General features: G+C 69.3%; 18 protein-coding genes. 12 read left to right on the top strand and 6 right to left on the bottom strand.

Annotation, left to right across the window (positions count from 1 at the left end; translation table 11 throughout):
* Positions 1-7 precede the first annotated feature (7 nt).
* From BM004_RS19815 to BM004_RS19800, 4 genes are all read left to right on the top strand, one after another.
* Positions 8-724, top strand: a complete 717-nt coding sequence (locus tag BM004_RS19815) for a response regulator (RefSeq protein WP_093216023.1) — start codon at positions 8-10, stop codon at positions 722-724.
* Entirely contained in the window at positions 675-2,225 is a 1,551-nt protein-coding gene (locus BM004_RS19810; RefSeq protein WP_093216020.1) for a sensor histidine kinase, read from the top strand. The genes BM004_RS19815 and BM004_RS19810 overlap by 50 nt, the downstream gene beginning before the upstream one ends.
* A gap of 178 nt (positions 2,226-2,403) precedes the next feature.
* Positions 2,404-2,934: a tripartite tricarboxylate transporter TctB family protein gene (locus BM004_RS19805; RefSeq protein WP_177206543.1), complete on the top strand. Its 531-nt coding sequence runs from the start codon at positions 2,404-2,406 to the stop codon at positions 2,932-2,934.
* A gap of 4 nt (positions 2,935-2,938) precedes the next feature.
* Positions 2,939-4,507: a tripartite tricarboxylate transporter permease gene (locus BM004_RS19800; RefSeq protein WP_093129729.1), complete on the top strand. Its 1,569-nt coding sequence runs from the start codon at positions 2,939-2,941 to the stop codon at positions 4,505-4,507.
* A gap of 239 nt (positions 4,508-4,746) precedes the next feature.
* On the opposite strand, the gene BM004_RS19795 is transcribed toward BM004_RS19800, so the two are convergent.
* From BM004_RS19795 to BM004_RS19780, 4 genes are all read right to left on the bottom strand, one after another.
* Positions 4,747-5,670, bottom strand: a complete 924-nt coding sequence (locus BM004_RS19795) for a pirin family protein (RefSeq protein WP_093129728.1) — start codon at positions 5,668-5,670, stop codon at positions 4,747-4,749.
* 41 nt (positions 5,671-5,711) lie between these two features.
* Entirely contained in the window at positions 5,712-6,263 is a 552-nt protein-coding gene (locus BM004_RS19790; RefSeq protein ID WP_093216017.1) for a flavodoxin family protein, read from the bottom strand.
* A gap of 135 nt (positions 6,264-6,398) precedes the next feature.
* On the bottom strand, positions 6,399-6,809 hold the full coding sequence (locus BM004_RS19785) for a DoxX family protein (RefSeq protein ID WP_093129726.1): 411 nt from the start codon (positions 6,807-6,809) through the stop codon (positions 6,399-6,401).
* Between the two features lie 77 nt (positions 6,810-6,886).
* A complete protein-coding gene (locus BM004_RS19780) occupies positions 6,887-7,588 on the bottom strand; it encodes a pirin family protein (protein WP_093129725.1) in 702 nt (233 codons plus the stop codon).
* 169 nt (positions 7,589-7,757) lie between these two features.
* Here BM004_RS19780 and BM004_RS19775 point away from each other — a divergent pair, with 169 nt between their 5' ends.
* The 4 genes from BM004_RS19775 (at position 7,758) to trmB (ending at position 11,629) form a co-directional block, all read left to right on the top strand.
* Positions 7,758-8,711, top strand: coding sequence for a LysR substrate-binding domain-containing protein (locus tag BM004_RS19775; RefSeq protein WP_093216015.1), 954 nt, complete (start codon positions 7,758-7,760; stop codon positions 8,709-8,711).
* Positions 8,712-8,857: 146 nt separating this feature from the next.
* On the top strand, positions 8,858-9,952 hold the full coding sequence (locus BM004_RS19770; protein WP_093129723.1) for an NAD(P)/FAD-dependent oxidoreductase: 1,095 nt from the start codon (positions 8,858-8,860) through the stop codon (positions 9,950-9,952).
* Between the two features lie 7 nt (positions 9,953-9,959).
* Positions 9,960-10,865, top strand: a complete 906-nt coding sequence (gluQRS, locus tag BM004_RS19765) for a tRNA glutamyl-Q(34) synthetase GluQRS (RefSeq protein ID WP_093216012.1) — start codon at positions 9,960-9,962, stop codon at positions 10,863-10,865.
* A complete protein-coding gene (gene trmB, locus BM004_RS19760; protein ID WP_093216009.1) occupies positions 10,865-11,629 on the top strand; it encodes a tRNA (guanosine(46)-N7)-methyltransferase TrmB in 765 nt (254 codons plus the stop codon). Before gluQRS ends, trmB begins: the two co-directional genes overlap by 1 nt.
* A gap of 24 nt (positions 11,630-11,653) precedes the next feature.
* Here trmB and BM004_RS19755 read toward each other — a convergent pair whose 3' ends face one another.
* Complete coding sequence (locus tag BM004_RS19755; protein WP_093216007.1) at positions 11,654-12,145, bottom strand: TonB family protein; 492 nt, start codon at positions 12,143-12,145, stop codon at positions 11,654-11,656.
* Positions 12,146-12,229: 84 nt separating this feature from the next.
* On the opposite strand from BM004_RS19755, the gene BM004_RS19750 reads away from it, so the two are divergent.
* On the top strand, positions 12,230-13,423 hold the full coding sequence (locus BM004_RS19750) for an ABC transporter substrate-binding protein (protein WP_093216004.1): 1,194 nt from the start codon (positions 12,230-12,232) through the stop codon (positions 13,421-13,423).
* Positions 13,424-13,454: 31 nt separating this feature from the next.
* On the opposite strand, the gene BM004_RS19745 is transcribed toward BM004_RS19750, so the two are convergent.
* Positions 13,455-14,186, bottom strand: coding sequence for a Crp/Fnr family transcriptional regulator (locus BM004_RS19745; RefSeq protein ID WP_093216002.1), 732 nt, complete (start codon positions 14,184-14,186; stop codon positions 13,455-13,457).
* A 115-nt stretch (positions 14,187-14,301) separates the two neighbouring features.
* On the opposite strand from BM004_RS19745, the gene BM004_RS19740 reads away from it, so the two are divergent.
* The 3 genes from BM004_RS19740 to BM004_RS19730 all read left to right on the top strand — a co-directional run bounded on the left by BM004_RS19740 (position 14,302) and on the right by BM004_RS19730 (position 16,685).
* Positions 14,302-14,892, top strand: coding sequence for an HD domain-containing protein (locus tag BM004_RS19740; RefSeq protein WP_093129717.1), 591 nt, complete (start codon positions 14,302-14,304; stop codon positions 14,890-14,892).
* A gap of 25 nt (positions 14,893-14,917) precedes the next feature.
* On the top strand, positions 14,918-15,685 hold the full coding sequence (locus BM004_RS19735) for a class II aldolase/adducin family protein (RefSeq protein WP_093215999.1): 768 nt from the start codon (positions 14,918-14,920) through the stop codon (positions 15,683-15,685).
* Between the two features lie 121 nt (positions 15,686-15,806).
* On the top strand, positions 15,807-16,685 hold the full coding sequence (locus tag BM004_RS19730) for a bile acid:sodium symporter family protein (protein WP_093215997.1): 879 nt from the start codon (positions 15,807-15,809) through the stop codon (positions 16,683-16,685).
* The last annotated feature ends 78 nt before the right edge of the window (positions 16,686-16,763 follow it).

The raw sequence follows: 16,763 nt of genomic DNA, 5'->3' as shown, positions 1-16,763 counted from the left end.
ACCCCCCATGCGCATCCTCCTGGTGGAAGACGAACTGGACATGGCCTCGTGGCTGATCCGGGCGTTGACCCAGAGCGGCTTCGTGGCCGACCACGCACCCGACGCGCGCACGGCCGAGGCCTTCATGGCCGGCACCGAGTACGACGCCGTGGTGCTCGACCTGCGCCTGCCCGACAAGCACGGCCTGAGCGTGCTGGCCGACATGCGCAACGCCGACGACCGCACGCCGGTGCTGATCCTCACGGCGCAGGGCGCGCTGCAGGACCGCGTGCGCGGCCTGAACCTGGGCGCCGACGACTTCCTGACCAAGCCCTTCGAGCTGGTCGAGCTCGAGGCGCGCCTGGCCGCGCTGGTGCGCCGCAGCCGCGGCAAGCAACACCCGCGCCTGCAGTGCGCCTCGCTCTCCTACGACAGCGAAAGCCATGCCTTCACGCTGCGCGGCACGCTGCTGTCGCTCACGCCGCGCGAGCAGGCCGCGCTCACCGCCTTGCTGATGCGCAGCGGCTCGCCGGTGGGCAAGTCGCAGCTGTTCGCCAAGGTGTTCACCAACGACAGCACCGCGGGGCCCGACGCCATCGAGGTGGTGCTGCACCGGCTGCGGCGCAAGCTGGCGGACAGCGACGTGCGCATCGTCACCGTGCGCGGCCTGGGCTACATGCTCGAAAGCATTGCCGATGGATCCTCAGGCCCCGCCGCCGGCTCCGACAGCGCCCTCTCCGACTGAGGCGCACGAGGCGCCGCAGCGCTTCGGCATCCGCGCGCGCCTGCTCGCGCTGCTGCTGCCCGGCATCGTCGCGCTGCTGGCCCTGGACAGCTGGAACGACTACCAGGCGCTGACCGATTCGCTCGTGGTCGCCTACGACCAGAGCCTGCTGGAGCCCGTGCAGGCGCTGGCCAACGGCATCGTGGTGGCCAGCGACGGCAGCGTGCGCGTGCAGGAGCCCTTCTCGATCCAGGCGATGTTCGAGTCGACGCACCTGCGCTACAAGTACCTGCACGTCGGCGTGCAGCGCATTCCCAAGGGCGAGACGCTCGACGTGCACTCGCCCGAGACCACGCTCATGGGCGTGCCCGGGCTGCCGCGCCCGGCGCAGCGCCCGCCCGACGGCACGCCGGTGTTCTACGACGCGGTGCACGAGCAGCACCCCGTGCGCGTGGCCGCGCTGCGCCAGACCGTGTACGACACGGTGCACCCCGGCGTGGCCTACAGCGTGCTCGTCCAGGCGGCCGAGGGCACCGGCCCGCGCACCGAGGCGCAGGCCGAGTCGCTGCGCCAGGAGCTGTTGCGCGACACGCGCATGGTGCTGGTGATGGCGCTGCTGGTGTGGCTGGGCGTGGCCTGGACGCTGCGCCCGCTGGAGCGCCTGCGCCGTTCGCTGCGCGAGCGTTCGCCCGACGACCTGAAGCCGCTCGACGCGAGCGGCGTGCCGCAGGAAGTGACGCCGCTGGTCGACGCGGTGAACCACCACATCGCGAGCCACCGGCGCATGCTGGCCGAGCACTCGCAGTTCCTGGCCGACGCCTCGCACCAGCTGCGCACGCCGCTGAGCATCCTGTCGATCCAGGCCGGCTACGCGGTGCGCGAGACCGACCCTGCGCGCATGCGCGAGTCGCTGCACGCCATCGTGGCGCAGCTGTCGCGCACGCGGCGGCTCAGCGAACAGCTGCTGGCGCTGGCCCATGCCACCACCGAAGACGAGGTCGCGCCGGCCGAGCATGCGGTGGTCGACCTGAACGCCATCGCGCGCGGCGTGGTGCTGCAGTACCTGCCGCTGGCGCGCGAGCACGACCAGGACCTGGGCTGGGTCGACGCCGGCGACGAGGACGACCCGCCGGTGGTGCCCGTGAAGGCCAACGCCGCCGAGCTGCACGAGGTGCTCGCCAACCTCGTGCACAACGCCATCAAGTACACGCCGCGCGGCGGCAACATCACGGTGGCGGTGCGGCGCGACGCGTCGCATGCGCTGGCCGAGGTGTGCGACAACGGCCCCGGCATTGCGCCCGAGCGGCGCGAGAGCGTGTTCGAGCGCTTCCACCGCGACCCCGCATCGGCTGCTGGCTCGGCGCAGGCCGCGACACAGGGCGCCGGCCTCGGCCTGACCATCGCGCGCAGCTATGCGCGGCGCAACGGCGGCGACATCGAGCTCGGCCATGCCGACATGCCGGAGCGCGCAAACGGCGGTGGCCTGCGCGCCATCCTCAGGCTGCCGTTGAGCGCGGCCTGACGCGCGCGCGGCGCCAGCGCGAAGGGCCTGCCGAGGTCCATTTTTCCAAGGGTTTCACCGGATACGACGGTACGTGATTACACGTATTTTGAGGTCCGGCGAGCCCTTTGCGACTACTCCGAAAGGCGATTGAAAGCCTCGATTCCTAGACTGCGCTCCTTCCCAACGAAGGAGACTTATGCAGCACCCGCACGGTGAAAATCCGGCCTCGCACGCGCTTCGGCCCGTATCGAAATTCAAGAAAGACTACTACGGCGGCGCACTGCTGATCGTCATCGGCCTGGCCGCCGTCTATGCCGGCATCGGCTACCGCGTGGGCGAGCTCGCGCACATGGGGCCGGGCTTCTTCCCGGTCGCGCTCGGCGCGTTGCTGGCACTCACCGGGTTGCTCATTGCAGTCTCGGCGCGCGGCGACAAGGTTGCCGAAGGCGCGAGCGAAGAAGCCGCGTCGCACGGCCATCCGGGCGGCATGCCGGACATCCGCGGCGGCATCTGCATCATCCTGGGCATCCTCGCGTTCCTGCTGTTCGGCGAGTACGGCGGCCTGCTGCCGGCGACTTTCGCGATCGTGTTCATCTCGGCGCTCGGCGACCGCGACAACACGCTGACCGAAGCGCTGCTGCTGTCGCTGGCGATGTGCTTCATCGCCGTGGTCATTTTCTGGTGGGCGCTCAAGCTGCAGCTCCCCCTGTTCCAGTGGGGAGGCTGAAATCATGATTGGTCAATCGCTACACGACCTGTGGTTCGGCTTCGGCGTGGCCTTCCAGGGCTCGAACCTGATGTGGTCCTTCTTTGGCGTGCTGGTGGGCAACCTGATCGGCGTGCTGCCGGGCATGGGCGCGCTGCAGGCCATCTCGATCCTGCTGCCGCTCACCTACGTGATGCACCCGGTGCCCGCCATCCTGATGCTGGCCGGCATCTTCTACGGCTCGCAGTACGGCGGTGCCATCGGCGCCATCCTGATGAACATGCCGTCGCACCCGCCGCATGCGGTGACCTGTCTGGACGGGTACCCGATGACCAAGCAGGGCAAGGGGGGCGTGGCGCTCGGGATCACGATGATCGCCTCGTTCTTCGCGGCCTCGGTCGGCATCATCGTGATGATCTTCGCTTCGCCGTTGCTGGTGCAGATCGCGTTCAAGTTCGGCCCGACCGAGATCTTCTCGATCATGCTGCTGGGCCTGCTGGCCGGTTCCACCATGTCGCGCGGCTCGCCGCTCAAGGGCGTGGCCATGACCCTCTTCGGCCTGCTGTGCGGCGTGGTCGGCACCGACGTGAACAGCGGCAGCTTCCGCTTCGCGTTCGGCCTGCCTGAACTCAGCGACGGCCTGGAGCTGGTGGCCATCTCGATGGGCCTGTTCGGCGTGGCCGACTTCCTGCTCAACGTGAACCGCATGAAGAGCATCGGCGACACCGGCACGCTCAAGCTGAGCGACATGCGCCCGAGCAAGGAAGAGCTCAAGCGCGCCTTCCCCGCGATGATCCGCGGCACCATCGTCGGCACGGTGTTCGGCGCCATGCCCGGCACGGGCCCGACCATCACCACCTTCATTGCCTACGCGCTGGAGCGCAAGGTGTCGAAGACGCCGAACAAGTTCGGCACCGGCATGATCGAAGGCGTGGCGGGCCCCGAGGCCTCGGCCCACTCGAAGACGCAGGTCGACTTCATCCCGACGATGAGCCTGGGCATTCCCGGCGACGCGGTGATGGCGCTGATCCTGGGTGCGCTGCTGATCCAGGGCATCCAGCCCGGCCCGCAGCTCATCACCGAGCATCCGGACATCTTCTGGGGCCTGATCGCCTCGTTCTGGATCGGCAACGTGATCCTGGTGGTGCTGAACGTGCCGCTGATCGGCGTGTGGGTGAAGCTGTTGAAGGTGCCCTACAAGTACCTGTTCCCGGCCGCGATGTTCTTCATTGCGACCGGCGTGTACAGCACGCAGAACAGCCTGTTCCAGATCTGGGAAGTGCTGGTGTTCGGCATCGTCGGCGCCCTGCTGATGTCGCTCGAATTCTCGGTGGCACCCATTCTGCTGGGCTTCGTGCTCGGGCCGATGGTGGAAGAGAACTTCCGCCGCGCCCTGCTGCTCTCGCGTGGCGACATGACGGTGTTCGTGACGCGCCCGATCAGCGGCACCTTCATCGGCCTGTGCGTGCTGCTGCTGGCCGGCGTGGGCTTCTCGGCCTGGCGCGCCCGTGGCGGTCGCAATGCGGTCGTCGAGTTGCCGAAGGCGCCGGCGGGTGCAGGCCCATCCGAGACCGTGGCCATGGGCAACGAGTAAGACGGAATTTCGCTGGCGCCGCGAGCGCCATGCGGACAACAAAAAGGGCCCGATGCATCGGGCCCTTTTTTTCTTCCTGCGCGCAGGCCTACCTGAGCTTCTGCGCGAACGCCAGCATGCGCTCGCCGTCGGCGTCGGTGAACACCTCCGCCGGCGTCAGGCCCACGTAGCGCCGGCCTTCAGCAGCTGCGCGAGCCGGTCCTTCAGGTGGAAGTCGTACCAGGCCTGCGGCACCCGGCTCAGACGGGTGTGGTGCCCGTGTCGGGCTCGCGCACGCCGAAGGGCTTGCCCGGCAGCGGAATGAACTCGGTCTCGCCGGGCACGTGGCCCATGCGCTGGGCGGCCCAGTCGGCGCCGGCCTCGAGGATGCGCTCGCGCCGGCTGGAGACGAAATTCCAGGTGATGTAGCGCGGGCCGTCCAGCGGCTCGCCGCCGATCACCATCAGGCGCGCGTCGCTGCTGGCGGTGAGCACGGCGCCCTGCCCGTCGGGCAGCACGGCCATGGTGTGCACCGCCACCGGCTCGCCGTTCACGGCGATGTCGGCATCGACCGCGTAGACGGCCATCTCCGGCGCCAGCGCGGGCAAGGTGAAGCGCGCGCCCGCGGGCAAGGCGATGTCGAGGTACAGAGTCTGCGAGAGCGTCTTCACCGGCGAACGCGCGCCGAAGGCCTCGCCCACCAGCACGCGCACGGCCACGCCCTGCTCCGCCAGTTCGGGAATAGCCCCGGCCGGCGTGTGCTCGAAGCTGGGTTCGGTTTCTTCATGCGCCTGCGGCAGCGCGGCCCACAGTTGCAGGCCGTGGTTCTCGTAGGTGTCGGCCTTCAGGCGCTCGGGCTTGCGCTCGGAGTGCACGATGCCGCGCCCGGCGGTCATCCAGTTGATGGCGCCGGGCTGGATTTCCTGCACGCTGCCGATGCTGTCGCGATGCATCATCGCGCCCTTGAACAGGTAGGTGACGGTCGAGAGCCCGATGTGCGGGTGCGGCCGCACATCGTGCTCGCTACCGGGCTGTTCGGTGGCCGGGCCGAAATGGTCGAAGAACACGAACGGGCCGACCGAGCGGCGCTGCGCCGCCGGCAGCAGGCGCCGCACCTTGAAGCCACCGCCCAGGTCCTTGTCGTGCGGTTGGAGCAGTTGGGGTTCGGGGGTGGTGTCGGTCATCGTGTTCTCCGTGGGGGATGTCGCTTGTTGAATTTCTCGAATCAGGCGCGCGATGTTGCCACCGCGGCAAGACGCTCGCCGAACGCGCGCGCGGTGTCGAGGTCGCCCTTGGGGATCTCGGCCGAGCTCGCGTCCGACGGCGACTGCGTCAGCAGGCCGCCGTAGCCGCCCACGTAGTTCATCGAGTCGCGCGTGGCGGCCTTGTTGTTGGTCGGCAGGATGCCCATGCTGACCCACAGGCCGCTGTGCTGCATGGCCAGCGTCCACAGGTAGGTCATGGTGGTGACCTTGTCGCCGTTCATGGTGGCGCTGTTGGTGAAGCCGGCGAAAAGCTTGTCCTTCCAGCCTTGCGTGTACCAGACCTTGGAGGACGCATCGGCGAACTTCTTGAACTGCCAGCTCACGCCGCCCATGTAGGTGGGCGAGCCGAAGACGATCATGTCGGCCGCGGCCAGCAGCTCCCAGCCGCCTTCGGCCAGGTTGCCGTCGGCATCGATGGCCAGCAGCTGCGCGCCGGCGCTGTCGGCCACGGCTTGCGCCACGCGCTGGGTGTGGCCGTAGCCGGAATGGAAGACGACGACGATGTTGGCCATTGGGTTTTTCTCCAGGGATTGAATGAGAGCGTCGAGGGCGAGCCCGAAAGCGGAAAGCGGAATGCGGGAGGCATTCCGGGGCAGAGCACGCCATTCGGCGTGATCGTGCCCCGGGAAACGGAAAGAAGAAAGCGCTCAGTTCCTGTCGATGCTGAAGCGGCCGGGACCGAAGGCGGCAAACGACAGCAGGCCGCCGGCGATGGCCATGTTCTTGAAGAACTGGATGTTCTGCGTCGCGTCGGCCCAGAACTTGTGGAAGAACAGCGCCGTCGCCACGGTGAAGACCGCCATGATCAGCGCCGTCCAGCGCGCCTTGAAGCCGACCAGCAGCGCAATGCCCAGGCCCAGTTCCACGATGATCGCGATCGCTGCCGCGACCTCGGGCAGCGGCAGGCCCGCCACCTTGGTGATGTAGCCGACGGTGCCCGCGAAGCCCATCAGCTTGCCGAAGCCGGCGGGGATGAACAGCGTGGCGATCAGGATGCGGCCGATCAGCGCCAGCGTGTCCTGGGCTGCAGCAAGGGGGTGGTTGGTTGTGGTTGCCATGGTTGAAAAACTCCTCGGTTGTTGAAATTGAAAGGGGAACAGGAAAAGCCGGGCGGCGAGCGCCCGGCCGGGGAACATCAGGCGGCCAGGTCGAACACCAGCACTTCGGCGTCCTTGCCGCCGGCCAGCGCCAGCTGCGATTCGCCTTCGAGCATCGCGGCGTCGCCGCCCACGAGCTTCTGGCCGTTCACCTCGAGCTCGCCGCGCACCAGGTGCACATAGCTCTTGCGGGCCGGGTCGAGCGCCAGGCTGGCTTTCTCTTCACCGTCGAGCAGGCCGGCGTACAGGCGGGCGTCGGCATTCACCGTCACCGAGCCGTCGCTGCCGTCGGGCGAGGCCACCAGGCGCAGCTTGCCGCGCTTCTCGGCGTCGGAGAACTGCTTTTGCTCGTAGCCCGGCGCAATGCCGCGCTCCTTCGGCAGGATCCAGATCTGCAGGAAGTGCGTGGTCTCGTCGGCCTTGTGGTTGAACTCGCTGTGCATCACGCCGCGGCCCGCGCTCATGCGCTGCACGTCGCCCGGCGGAATGCTTTCCACGTTGCCCATGCTGTCCTTGTGCGCCAGCTCGCCCGAGAGCACGTAGCTGATGATCTCCATGTCCTTGTGGCCGTGGGTGCCGAAGCCGGCGCCCGCCGCCACGCGGTCTTCGTTGATCACCCGCAGGTTGCCGAAGCCCATGTGGGCCGGGTCGTAGTAACCGGCGAACGAAAAGCTGTGGAACGAGCGCAGCCAGCCATGGTCTGCATAACCGCGTTCCTGGGATTTACGAACTTGCAACATCGTCGAACTCCTTCTTGTGGCCTGCCCAGCCCCTGGGGGGTGGTCCGGGCCTTCTTCGTATGCCGCGCCGGATGCGCAGCGGATGTAGGGAACTTTAGGTCCGCACCCCCTTTGAAAAGACGCCGCGGTTTGATGGCACCATTCAAATATTTTGATCAATGGAGCCGCCATGCCCAGTCCCCGCGACGTGCTGACCCCCGACGCCCTCGCCATGCTCCAGACCGTGGCCGCCACCGGCAGCTTTGCCGCCGCCGCCCGCGCGCTCGACCTGGTGCCCAGCGCGCTGAGCTACCGGGTGCGCCAGATCGAGGACGCGCTCGACGTGCTGCTGTTCGACCGCAGCGCGCGCCAGGCCAAGGTGACCGAGGCCGGCGCCGAACTGCTGCGCGAGGCCGACCGCCTGCTCACCGAGATCGACGCGGTGGCCAACCGCGTGAAGCGCGTGGCCACCGGCTGGGAGCCGATGCTGACCATCGCGGTCGACAGCGTGATCGCGCGCGACCCGCTGCTCGACCTGGCCACGGCCTTCTTCGCGCTGGAGCCGCCCACGCGCCTCAAGCTGCGCGACGAGACGCTGTTCGGCACCATCGAGGCGCTGACCAGCGGCGAGGCCGACCTGGCCATTGGCGCGGTGCTCGACGCGGACAGCCTGACCTTCACCGCCACCGGCATCCGCAGCCGGCTGCTGGGCGAGTTGCCCTTCGTCTATGCGGTGGCGCCGCACCATCCGCTGGCACGCGTGGCCCAACCGTTGAGCGACGTCGTGATGCGCCAGCACCGCGCGGTGGCCGCGGCGGACTCGGCCCGCCACGGCACGCCCATGACCGTGAACCTCATGGGTGGGCAGGACGTGCTCACGGTGCCGAGCATGCAGGCCAAGGTGGCGGCGCAACTGCACGGGCTGGGCGGGGGCTTTCTGCCCGAGCCGATGGCGCGGCCGTACATCGAGGCCGGCCACCTGGTGGAGCTGGAGACCGAGCGCAAGCCGCCGCGCGGCGCGCTGCATTGCGCATGGCGCGTGCGCAGCGCGGGCAAGCCGGGGCGCGCGCTCGAATGGTGGCTGGCGCAGTTCGAGCACGAGGGCACGCGGCGTGCGCTGCTCCAACGGCATCGGGGACGGTGAGGGCCGTCTCCCCACGAGCGGTTGATGAGTATTGCCGAGGATCCGCGCGGCGGCGCTAAGGGTGTGCCCTCAGGCGAAGCGGCTGCCGGACCGATGTAGAGTGCAGACACATCCAACCGCATTCCCTCCAGAAGAAAGCGTTCGTCATGACCACTCGCGCAACTGCAAAGAAGCCGGCCAAGCCGGCCGACCGCCACCGAACCCCAGCCACCCCGCGCCATTACGCCGTCGTCGGCGCCGGCATCGCCGGGGTGGCCTGTGCGAGAACGCTGGTGCAAGCCGGCCACAAGGTCACGGTGTTCGAAAGCCGGGCCACGGCCGGCGGCCGCATGGCCAGCGTCGACACCACGTTCGGGCGCTTCGACAGCGGCGCGCAGTACTTCACCGTGCGCGATGCGCGCTTCGCGCTGGCGCTCGAGGCCACGCCCGGCGTGTGCAAGCGCTGGAGCGCCAACCTCGTGCGCGTGCTCGACGCCCACGGCCGCGTGGCCGAAGCGGCACTGCCCTCGCTCGAGCCCCACTGGGTGGCCCAGCCCGGCATGGACGCGCTGGTGGCGCACTGGGCGCTGCCGCTGGGCAACAGCCTCGTCACCGACACGCAGGTGACGCAGATCGAACCCGATGCGCTCGACCCGAAGCGCTGGCAGCTGCGCACCGCGGGCGCCGAAGACTCGACGCACGTGTACTCCGGCTTCGACGCCGTGCTGCTCGCCGTGCCGCCCGCGGGCGCCCGCGCGCTGCTGGGCGACGGCAAGCTCTCGGCCACGCTCAGCCGCAAGATCGAACGCGTGACCATCGCGCCCTGCTGGACGCTGATGATCGCCTTCCCCCAGGCCAACCAGCCCACCATGTCGCACCTGGGCCCGCAGTGGAACGCGGCGCGCAGCAACCACCACCGCGTGGCCTGGCTGGCGCGCGAATCGTCCAAGCCCGGGCGCGAACGCATCGAGCGCTGGACGCTGCAGGCCAGCGCCACCTGGTCGCAGGAACACCTGCGCGACACGCCCGCGCGCATCGAGGCCAAGCTGCTGCGCGCGTTCTCCGAGATCACCGGCATCTACGCCACGCCCGCGCACGCACAGGCGCTGCGCTGGAACGAAGCGCAAACGCAGGTGCCCGTGGGCACCACGCACCTGTGGGACGCCAAGGCGCGCATCGGCGTGGCCGGCGACTGGTGCACCGGCCACCGCGTGGAAGACGCGTTCCTCTCGGGCCTGTCGCTCGCGCTGCAGGTCATCTGATCCGCGGATGGGGGAGACCGGCCGCTTCGCGCCCTCGCCCACCGGGCCGCTGCATGCGGGCTCGCTGGTGGCCGCGCTCGCCAGCTGGCTCGACGTGCGCGCACGCGGCCCGCAAGCGCGCTGGCTGATCCGCATCGAGGACGCCGACACCGAACGTTGCCTGCCCGGCATGGGCGAGCACATCCTGCGGCAGCTGGCCGCCTGCGCCCTGCTGCCCGACGAGCCGCCGGTGTGGCAGACGCAGCGCACGGCGCGCTACGACGCCGCGCTGGCGCGGCTGCAGGCCCTCGGTCTCGCCTACCCCTGCGGCTGCTCGCGCAAGGACATCAGCGAGGCGCTGGCGCGGCTGGGCCGCACGCCCGAGCGGCACGGCGAGCGCGTGTACCCCGGCACCTGCCGCAGCGGCCTGCACGGCAAGCCCGCGCGCGCCTGGCGCTTTGCCACCGCGAAGTTCGCGGCGGGCAGCCCGCTGCACTGGAGCGACCGCCGCCTGGGACCGCAATGCCAGGACGTGGCCGCGGAGGTCGGCGACTTCGTGCTGCGCCGCGCCGACGGCCCGTGGGCCTACCAGCTCGCGGTGGTGGTCGACGACGCCGAACAGGGCGTGAGCGACGTGGTCCGCGGCGAAGACCTGGCCGACAACACCGCGCGCCAGGTCCTGCTGCAGCGCGCGCTGGGCTTGGCCACGCCGAGCTACCTGCACACGCCGCTGGTGCGCGGCGCCGACGGCGACAAGCTGTCGAAGCAGAACGGCGCCACGGCGATAGCCACCGGCACGCCGGAAGCCGCGCTGGCCGCCCTCGGCGCTGCCGCGCACATGCTCGGCCTGGGGCCCGCCACGGCCCGCCATTGCGCGGACGCCCTGGCCGGTTGGGTGCCGCAGTGGCGCGCTCTCTACAATTCGCGGCCGTAATGAATTTTCCCGACACCGTGCCCCACGACCTCCCGCCCAGCGACGATGCGCCCGCTTCCGAAGACAGCGAGGACGCGGGCAAGCCGCATCCGCTGCACCGCCGCCTCAAGAGCTTCGTCAAACGCGGCGGCCGCACCACCGACGGGCAGGCACGCGCCTTTTCCGAACTGGGCCCGCTGTACCTCGTGCCCTACAAGCCCGAGCCGATCGACCTGAGCGAGGCCTTCGGCGGCCGCGCCGGCCCCACCGTGCTGGAAATCGGCTTCGGCATGGGCGAAGCCACGGCGCACATCGCGACCGTGCTGCCCGAGACCAACTTCTTCTGCTGCGAAGTGCACGAGCCCGGCGTGGGCGCGCTGCTCAAGCGCATCGGCGAGCAGTCGCTGTCGAACATCCGCATCTGCGCGCACGACGCGGTCGACGTGCTCGACCACATGCTGCAGCCCGGCACGCTGGACGGCGTGCACGTGTTCTTCCCCGACCCGTGGCACAAGAAGCGCCACAACAAGCGCCGGCTGATCCAGCCCGAGTTCGTGACCAAGCTGGCGCAGCACCTGCGCCCCGGCGGCTACATCCACTGCGCCACCGACTGGCAGCCCTATGCCGAGCAGATGCTGGAGGTGCTCTCCGGCGAGCCGCTGCTGCGCAACACGGCCGAGGCCTACGCGCCCAAGCCCGCGTACCGCCCGCTCACCAAGTTCGAGAACCGCGGCATCAAGCTGGGCCACGGCGTGTGGGACCTGGTGTTCGAACGCAAGGCCTGAGCGGCACTCCCGCCGCCAGGTCCGTCAGTCCGTCCTGAACTTGAGCGGCACCCGCACCCGGGTGCGCACCACGCGGCCGTCCGCCGCGCGCGCCGGGTCGAAACGCCAGTACGGCACCACCGCCATCACCGCCTTCGAAAAGGCCGGGTGCGTGGACCGCTCGATGCGCACGTCTTCGGGCACGCCCGTCTCGCCGATGGCGAAGCTCAGCACCACCTCGCCCGGCTGGTCCTGCTCGAGCATTTCCTTGGGGTAGTTCGGCTCCATCCGCTTGCGGAGGACCGCCTGCGTCACGGGCGCCGGAGCGACCGCGCGCGGCGCCGACACCTCCACCGCCGACTGCGGTGGTGACTGCGGCGGCGCGGTCACCGCGATCTCCTGCACCGCGGGCACAGGCGCTTGCGGCTGCGGCTGCGCTCGCGGCTGCGCCGATTCGACATGCCTCGGCCCCGTCGCCATGCACCCCGCCAGTGCCAGCGACACCCCCACCCCACACCATCGGACAGCTGATTTCATCAGGGCAATTCTGGAGCACCCGCCGTCTTCCCCCTTGGCCTCGAAATTGCTACACTTTTTTACTACTGTTTAAGAAAGTGTCCTATGAACACATCGCGCAGGGAATGGCTCGGGAAGGCCGGGGGTGCACTGCTCCTGGGGAGCGGATTGGGCAGCGTGGCGGGTTCCGCCATGGCGCAGGCGGCACGCGCGGCCAGCGGAGGTGGCGGCGGCGGTGGCGGTGCGGCGCGGGTCGTGCTGCTGGGGCAATCGGTGCCGCTCACGGGCGGCGCCGGTGAAATCGGCAGCGCCTTCGCCGCCGGCAGCCGCCTCGCGGTGACCGACTTCAACGAACGCAACGCCGCCACGGGCCTCCAGCTGAAGCTGCTGCAGCTCGACGACGGCTACGACGCGGCCCGCGCCACCGCCAACGCGCGCACCCTGCTCACCACGAACAAGGCCGACATGCTGTTCGGCTTTGTCGGCACCGCCAGCAGCGAGGCCGGCGCCAGCGTCGCCACGCAGCAGGGCAGCCTGCTGTTCGCCCCCTTCGCCGCCTCCGACACGCTGCGCGCCGCCGACCACCCGAACGTGTTCCATGTGCGCCCCGGCATGATCGACGAGGCCCTCAAGATCGTGCGCCAGTGCGCCACCGTGGGGCAGACGCGCGTGGCGCTGGTCGGCGACGACGACGCCATGGGCCGCGCCGGCCTCGCGGCGGTCGAGCAGGCCATCACCGAGCTGAAGCTGCCTCCCATGGTGGCCACCGCGCTGGTGCCGCCCAGCGGCGACAAGCTCGACGCCGCCTTGAAGACCGTGCAGTCGAAGTCGCCGCAGGCCATCGTGCTGGTGTCGCTGTCGGGCACCACGGCCAACGCCATCCGCAAGCTGCGCAAGAGCGGCTACGCGGGCAACTTCATGGCCTTCTCGATCGTCGGCATCGACCCGCTCTACGCCACGCTGGGCAAGGACATCGGCGGCATCGTCATCTCGCAGGTGGTGCCGTCGCCGCGGCCGTCGGCCATCCCGATCGTCAAGGAGTACCTGGCGGCCATCGACAACTCCGACCAGGCCGCGTCGTACGAAGGACTCGAGGGCTTCATCGCCGCCAAGGCGGCCGGCGAGGCGGTGCGCCGCGCGGGCCGCGGCTTCACCACCGCAAGCCTGCAGCGCGTGATGACCGGCATGACCGACTACGACGTGGGCGGCTTTCGCATCAACCTGCGCCCCGGCTTGCGCGACAACGTGCGCAGCATCGACCTGATCAGCATCTCGGCCGACGGGCGCGTGCTGCGCTGAGGCCCGCGCGGGGCCAGGCAGGGGCGCCGGCTCAGCCCGTGCTCACCAGCGCCTGCAGCGCGTCGAGCGACAGCAGCTCGATGCGCCCGTAGCCCAGCGCGATCACGCCCTCGCCCGCCAGCGCGTTGAGCTCCTTCGACAGCGTCTGGCGCGTGATGCCCAGCATCATCGCCAGCGCCTCCTGCGGCAGCTTCAGGTCGTGCCGCAGCTGCACCGACTGCGTGGCGTCGCCGCGTGCCAGCACCAGCAGCCGGTGCGCCACGCGCGCGCGCAGGCTGCGCAGCGTGGCGTCCTCGGCCAGGCCGTAGAGCATGCGCACGCGGGCGGCCAGCATGGCGGCGATGGCGTTGGCGAACACGCCGTCGCGCATCAGTTGCACGAAGGCCTCGGGCGGCACCACCAGCAGGTCGAGCGCCTCGAGCGCGGTGGCGTCGTGCGTGCGCGGCGAGCCGTCGATCAGCGTGATCTCGCCGAACCAGTTGCCCGGCTCCAGCACCGCGAGGATGGCCTCGCGCCCGTCCTGGCGCAGCGACGAGATCTTGATGCTGCCGGCCACCAGCGCGTAGAAGCCGCCGCCGGCCGCATGGATGGGGTCGCCCTGGCGGAACACCATGGCGCCGCGGCGCACGTGCAGCAGTTCGGCCGCGCCCAGCAGCGCCTCGCGCTGGACGCGCGGAATGCTCGTGAACCACGGGTTGCGCTCCAGCGCGGCGCGGTGGGCGGCCGACAGGCGTGAGATCCGGGGTTTGGGAGAGGTGGCCATGCGGGGGTTTACCAGAGGCCTGCATTGTCAAATTCTTGACAGTTCAGCGTCAAGCGCAGGCATACAGTGGCCCACACCACACGACACCCCGCAAGAAAAGACGGAGACCCTCACGATGAATGCACGGGCAAGTTTCAAGAGCATGCAGGAAAGCACGCGCGAAGACTGGCAACTGATCGGCGGCGAGTTCATGCAGTTCACGGGCGGCCTGCCCGCGCGCGTGATCAAGCACCTGCAGATCCTCGAAGGCGACTACGGCGGCTTTCCGGTCGACCGCTACACCCACTCGCTGCAGACCGCCACGCGCGCCCTGCGCGACGGCCGCGACGACGAATACGTGGTGTGCGCCCTGCTGCACGACATCGGCGACACGCTCGGCAGCTTCAACCACCCCGACATCGCCGCGGCCATCCTCAAGCCCTTCGTGAGCGAGGCCAACCACTGGATGGTGCAGCACCACGGCATCTTCCAGGGCCACTACTTCTTTCACCACATCGGGCTGGACCGCGACATGCGCGACAACTTCAAGGACCACCCGCACTACGCGCACACGGCCGAGTTCTGCGCGCTGTACGACAACCCCGCCTTCGACCCCAAGGCCGAGACCCTGCCCATCGGCGAATTCGAACCGATGCTGCGCCGCGTGATGGCCCAGCCCAGGCAGAGCATCTACAAGGCCGCGCTCACCGAGCCCGCCGCCGCCTGACACATCCCACAAAAAGGACACCCCCATGAACGCCTTCTCCCAACCCGAAATCCAGAAGCTCGTCTCCGCCGAGGAATGGCAGCTTCGCGTCGACCTCGCCGCCTGCTACCGCCTGGTGGCGCTGTACGGCTGGAGCGACCTGGTCTTCACGCACATCAGCGCGCGCGTGCCCGGCCCCGAGCACCACTTCCTGATCAACCCCTACGGCCTGATGTTCGACGAGATCACCGCGTCCAGCCTGGTGAAGGTCGATCAGCAGTGCAACAAGGTCATCGACTCGCCCTACCCGGTGAACCCGGCGGGCTTCGTGATCCACAGCGCGGTGCATGCCGCGCGCGAAGACATCCAGTGCGTGCTGCACACCCACACCAAGGCCGGCATCGCGGTCAGCGCGCAGAAGAACGGCGTGCTGCCCATCAGCCAGCAGTCGACCTTCGTGCTGGCCTCGCTGGCCTACCACGACTACGAAGGCGTGGCCTTCCGCGACGACGAGAAGCCCCGCCTGCAGGCCGACATGGGCCATGCCAACTTCCTCATGCTGCGCAACCACGGCTTGCTGACCTGCGGCAAGACCATTGCCGACGCCTTCCTGTCGATGTACACCTTCGAGAACACCTGCCAGATCCAGATCGCGGCGCAATCGGGCGGCGGCGAGCTCACCCACGTGAACCCGAAGATCATCGACGGCGTAGGCCAGGCGATGAAGGTGCAGAGCGGCGGCCTCGGCGGCATGTTCGTGTGGCCTTCGCTGATCCGCAAGCTCGACCGCGTCGACGACAGCTACAAGCAGTAAGACACCGGAGACCCTCCGGGGTCGCCCGTTTTCCACGGCTGCCAGTGCCTGCGCGACAGGTGCTGGCGGCCGTTTTTTCAACCGAGAACAAGCACAAGATTCCCCGAGGAGACACACCCCCATGGACGCCACCGTCATCGTCACGCGCTTCCTGTTCGGCGCGCTCGCGCTCGTCATGTTCGGGCTGGGGCTTTCGCTCTCGCCCGCCGACTTCAGGCGGCTCTTCAAGCACCCGAAGGCGGTCACGCTGGCGCTCGTGCTGCAGGTCGCCGGGCTGCCGCTCGCGTGCTACGCGATCGTCGTGGGCTTCGGCCTGCCGCCGGTGTTCGCCGTCGGGCTCATGCTGCTGGCGGCCTCGCCCGGCGGCATTTCTGCCAACCTGTTCTCGCACCTGTTCGGCGGCAACGTGGCCATGAACATCTCGCTCACGGCCGTGAACACGCTGCTGTCGATCGTCACGCTGCCGCTCATCGCCAACTGGGCCATCGGCCATTTCGCGGAAGGCGGCCAGGTGGTGCCGCTGCAGACGCGCAAGCTGGTGGAGGTGATCGCCATCGTGCTGGTGCCGGTGGCGCTCGGCATGTTCGTGGCCTCGCGCCGGCCCGCCTTCGCGGCGCGCATGGAAAAGCCGACCAAGATCTTCAGCGGCGTGGTGCTCGCGGTGGTCACGGTGCTGGCCATCGCCAACGAGTTCAGCACGCTCACCGCCGCCTTCGCCCAGATCGGCCCGGCCGTGGTGCTGTTCAACCTCGTGAGCCTGTTCGCGGGCTACTACCTGAGCCGCGCCGCCGGCCTCGACAAGCCGCTGGCCACCGCCATCAGCTACGAGATCGGCATCCACAACTCCACGCTCGCCATCTTCATCGCGGTGAGCGTGCTGGGCAGCTTTCCGCTGGCGCTGCCGGCGGCGATCTACTCGGTGGTGATGTACGTCACCGCGCCGCTCTTCGGCTGGGCGCTGCTGCGGCGGCCGGCGCCCGGGGCCGCGACCGCGCAATAACGAGCGGCGAAACAGCTCCGCGGGCTGCACGTGGCAAGCTATCGGCGAACGCCTACGGCACGCGCGGTAACCCGCCGA

The sequence above is a fragment of the Variovorax sp. OK212 genome (genome assembly GCF_900112425.1).
In the GTDB taxonomy this organism is placed as follows: domain Bacteria; phylum Pseudomonadota; class Gammaproteobacteria; order Burkholderiales; family Burkholderiaceae_C; genus Variovorax.
Note: the sequence above shows the minus strand (reverse complement) of the source record. Positions and strands in the feature narration are given on the sequence as shown.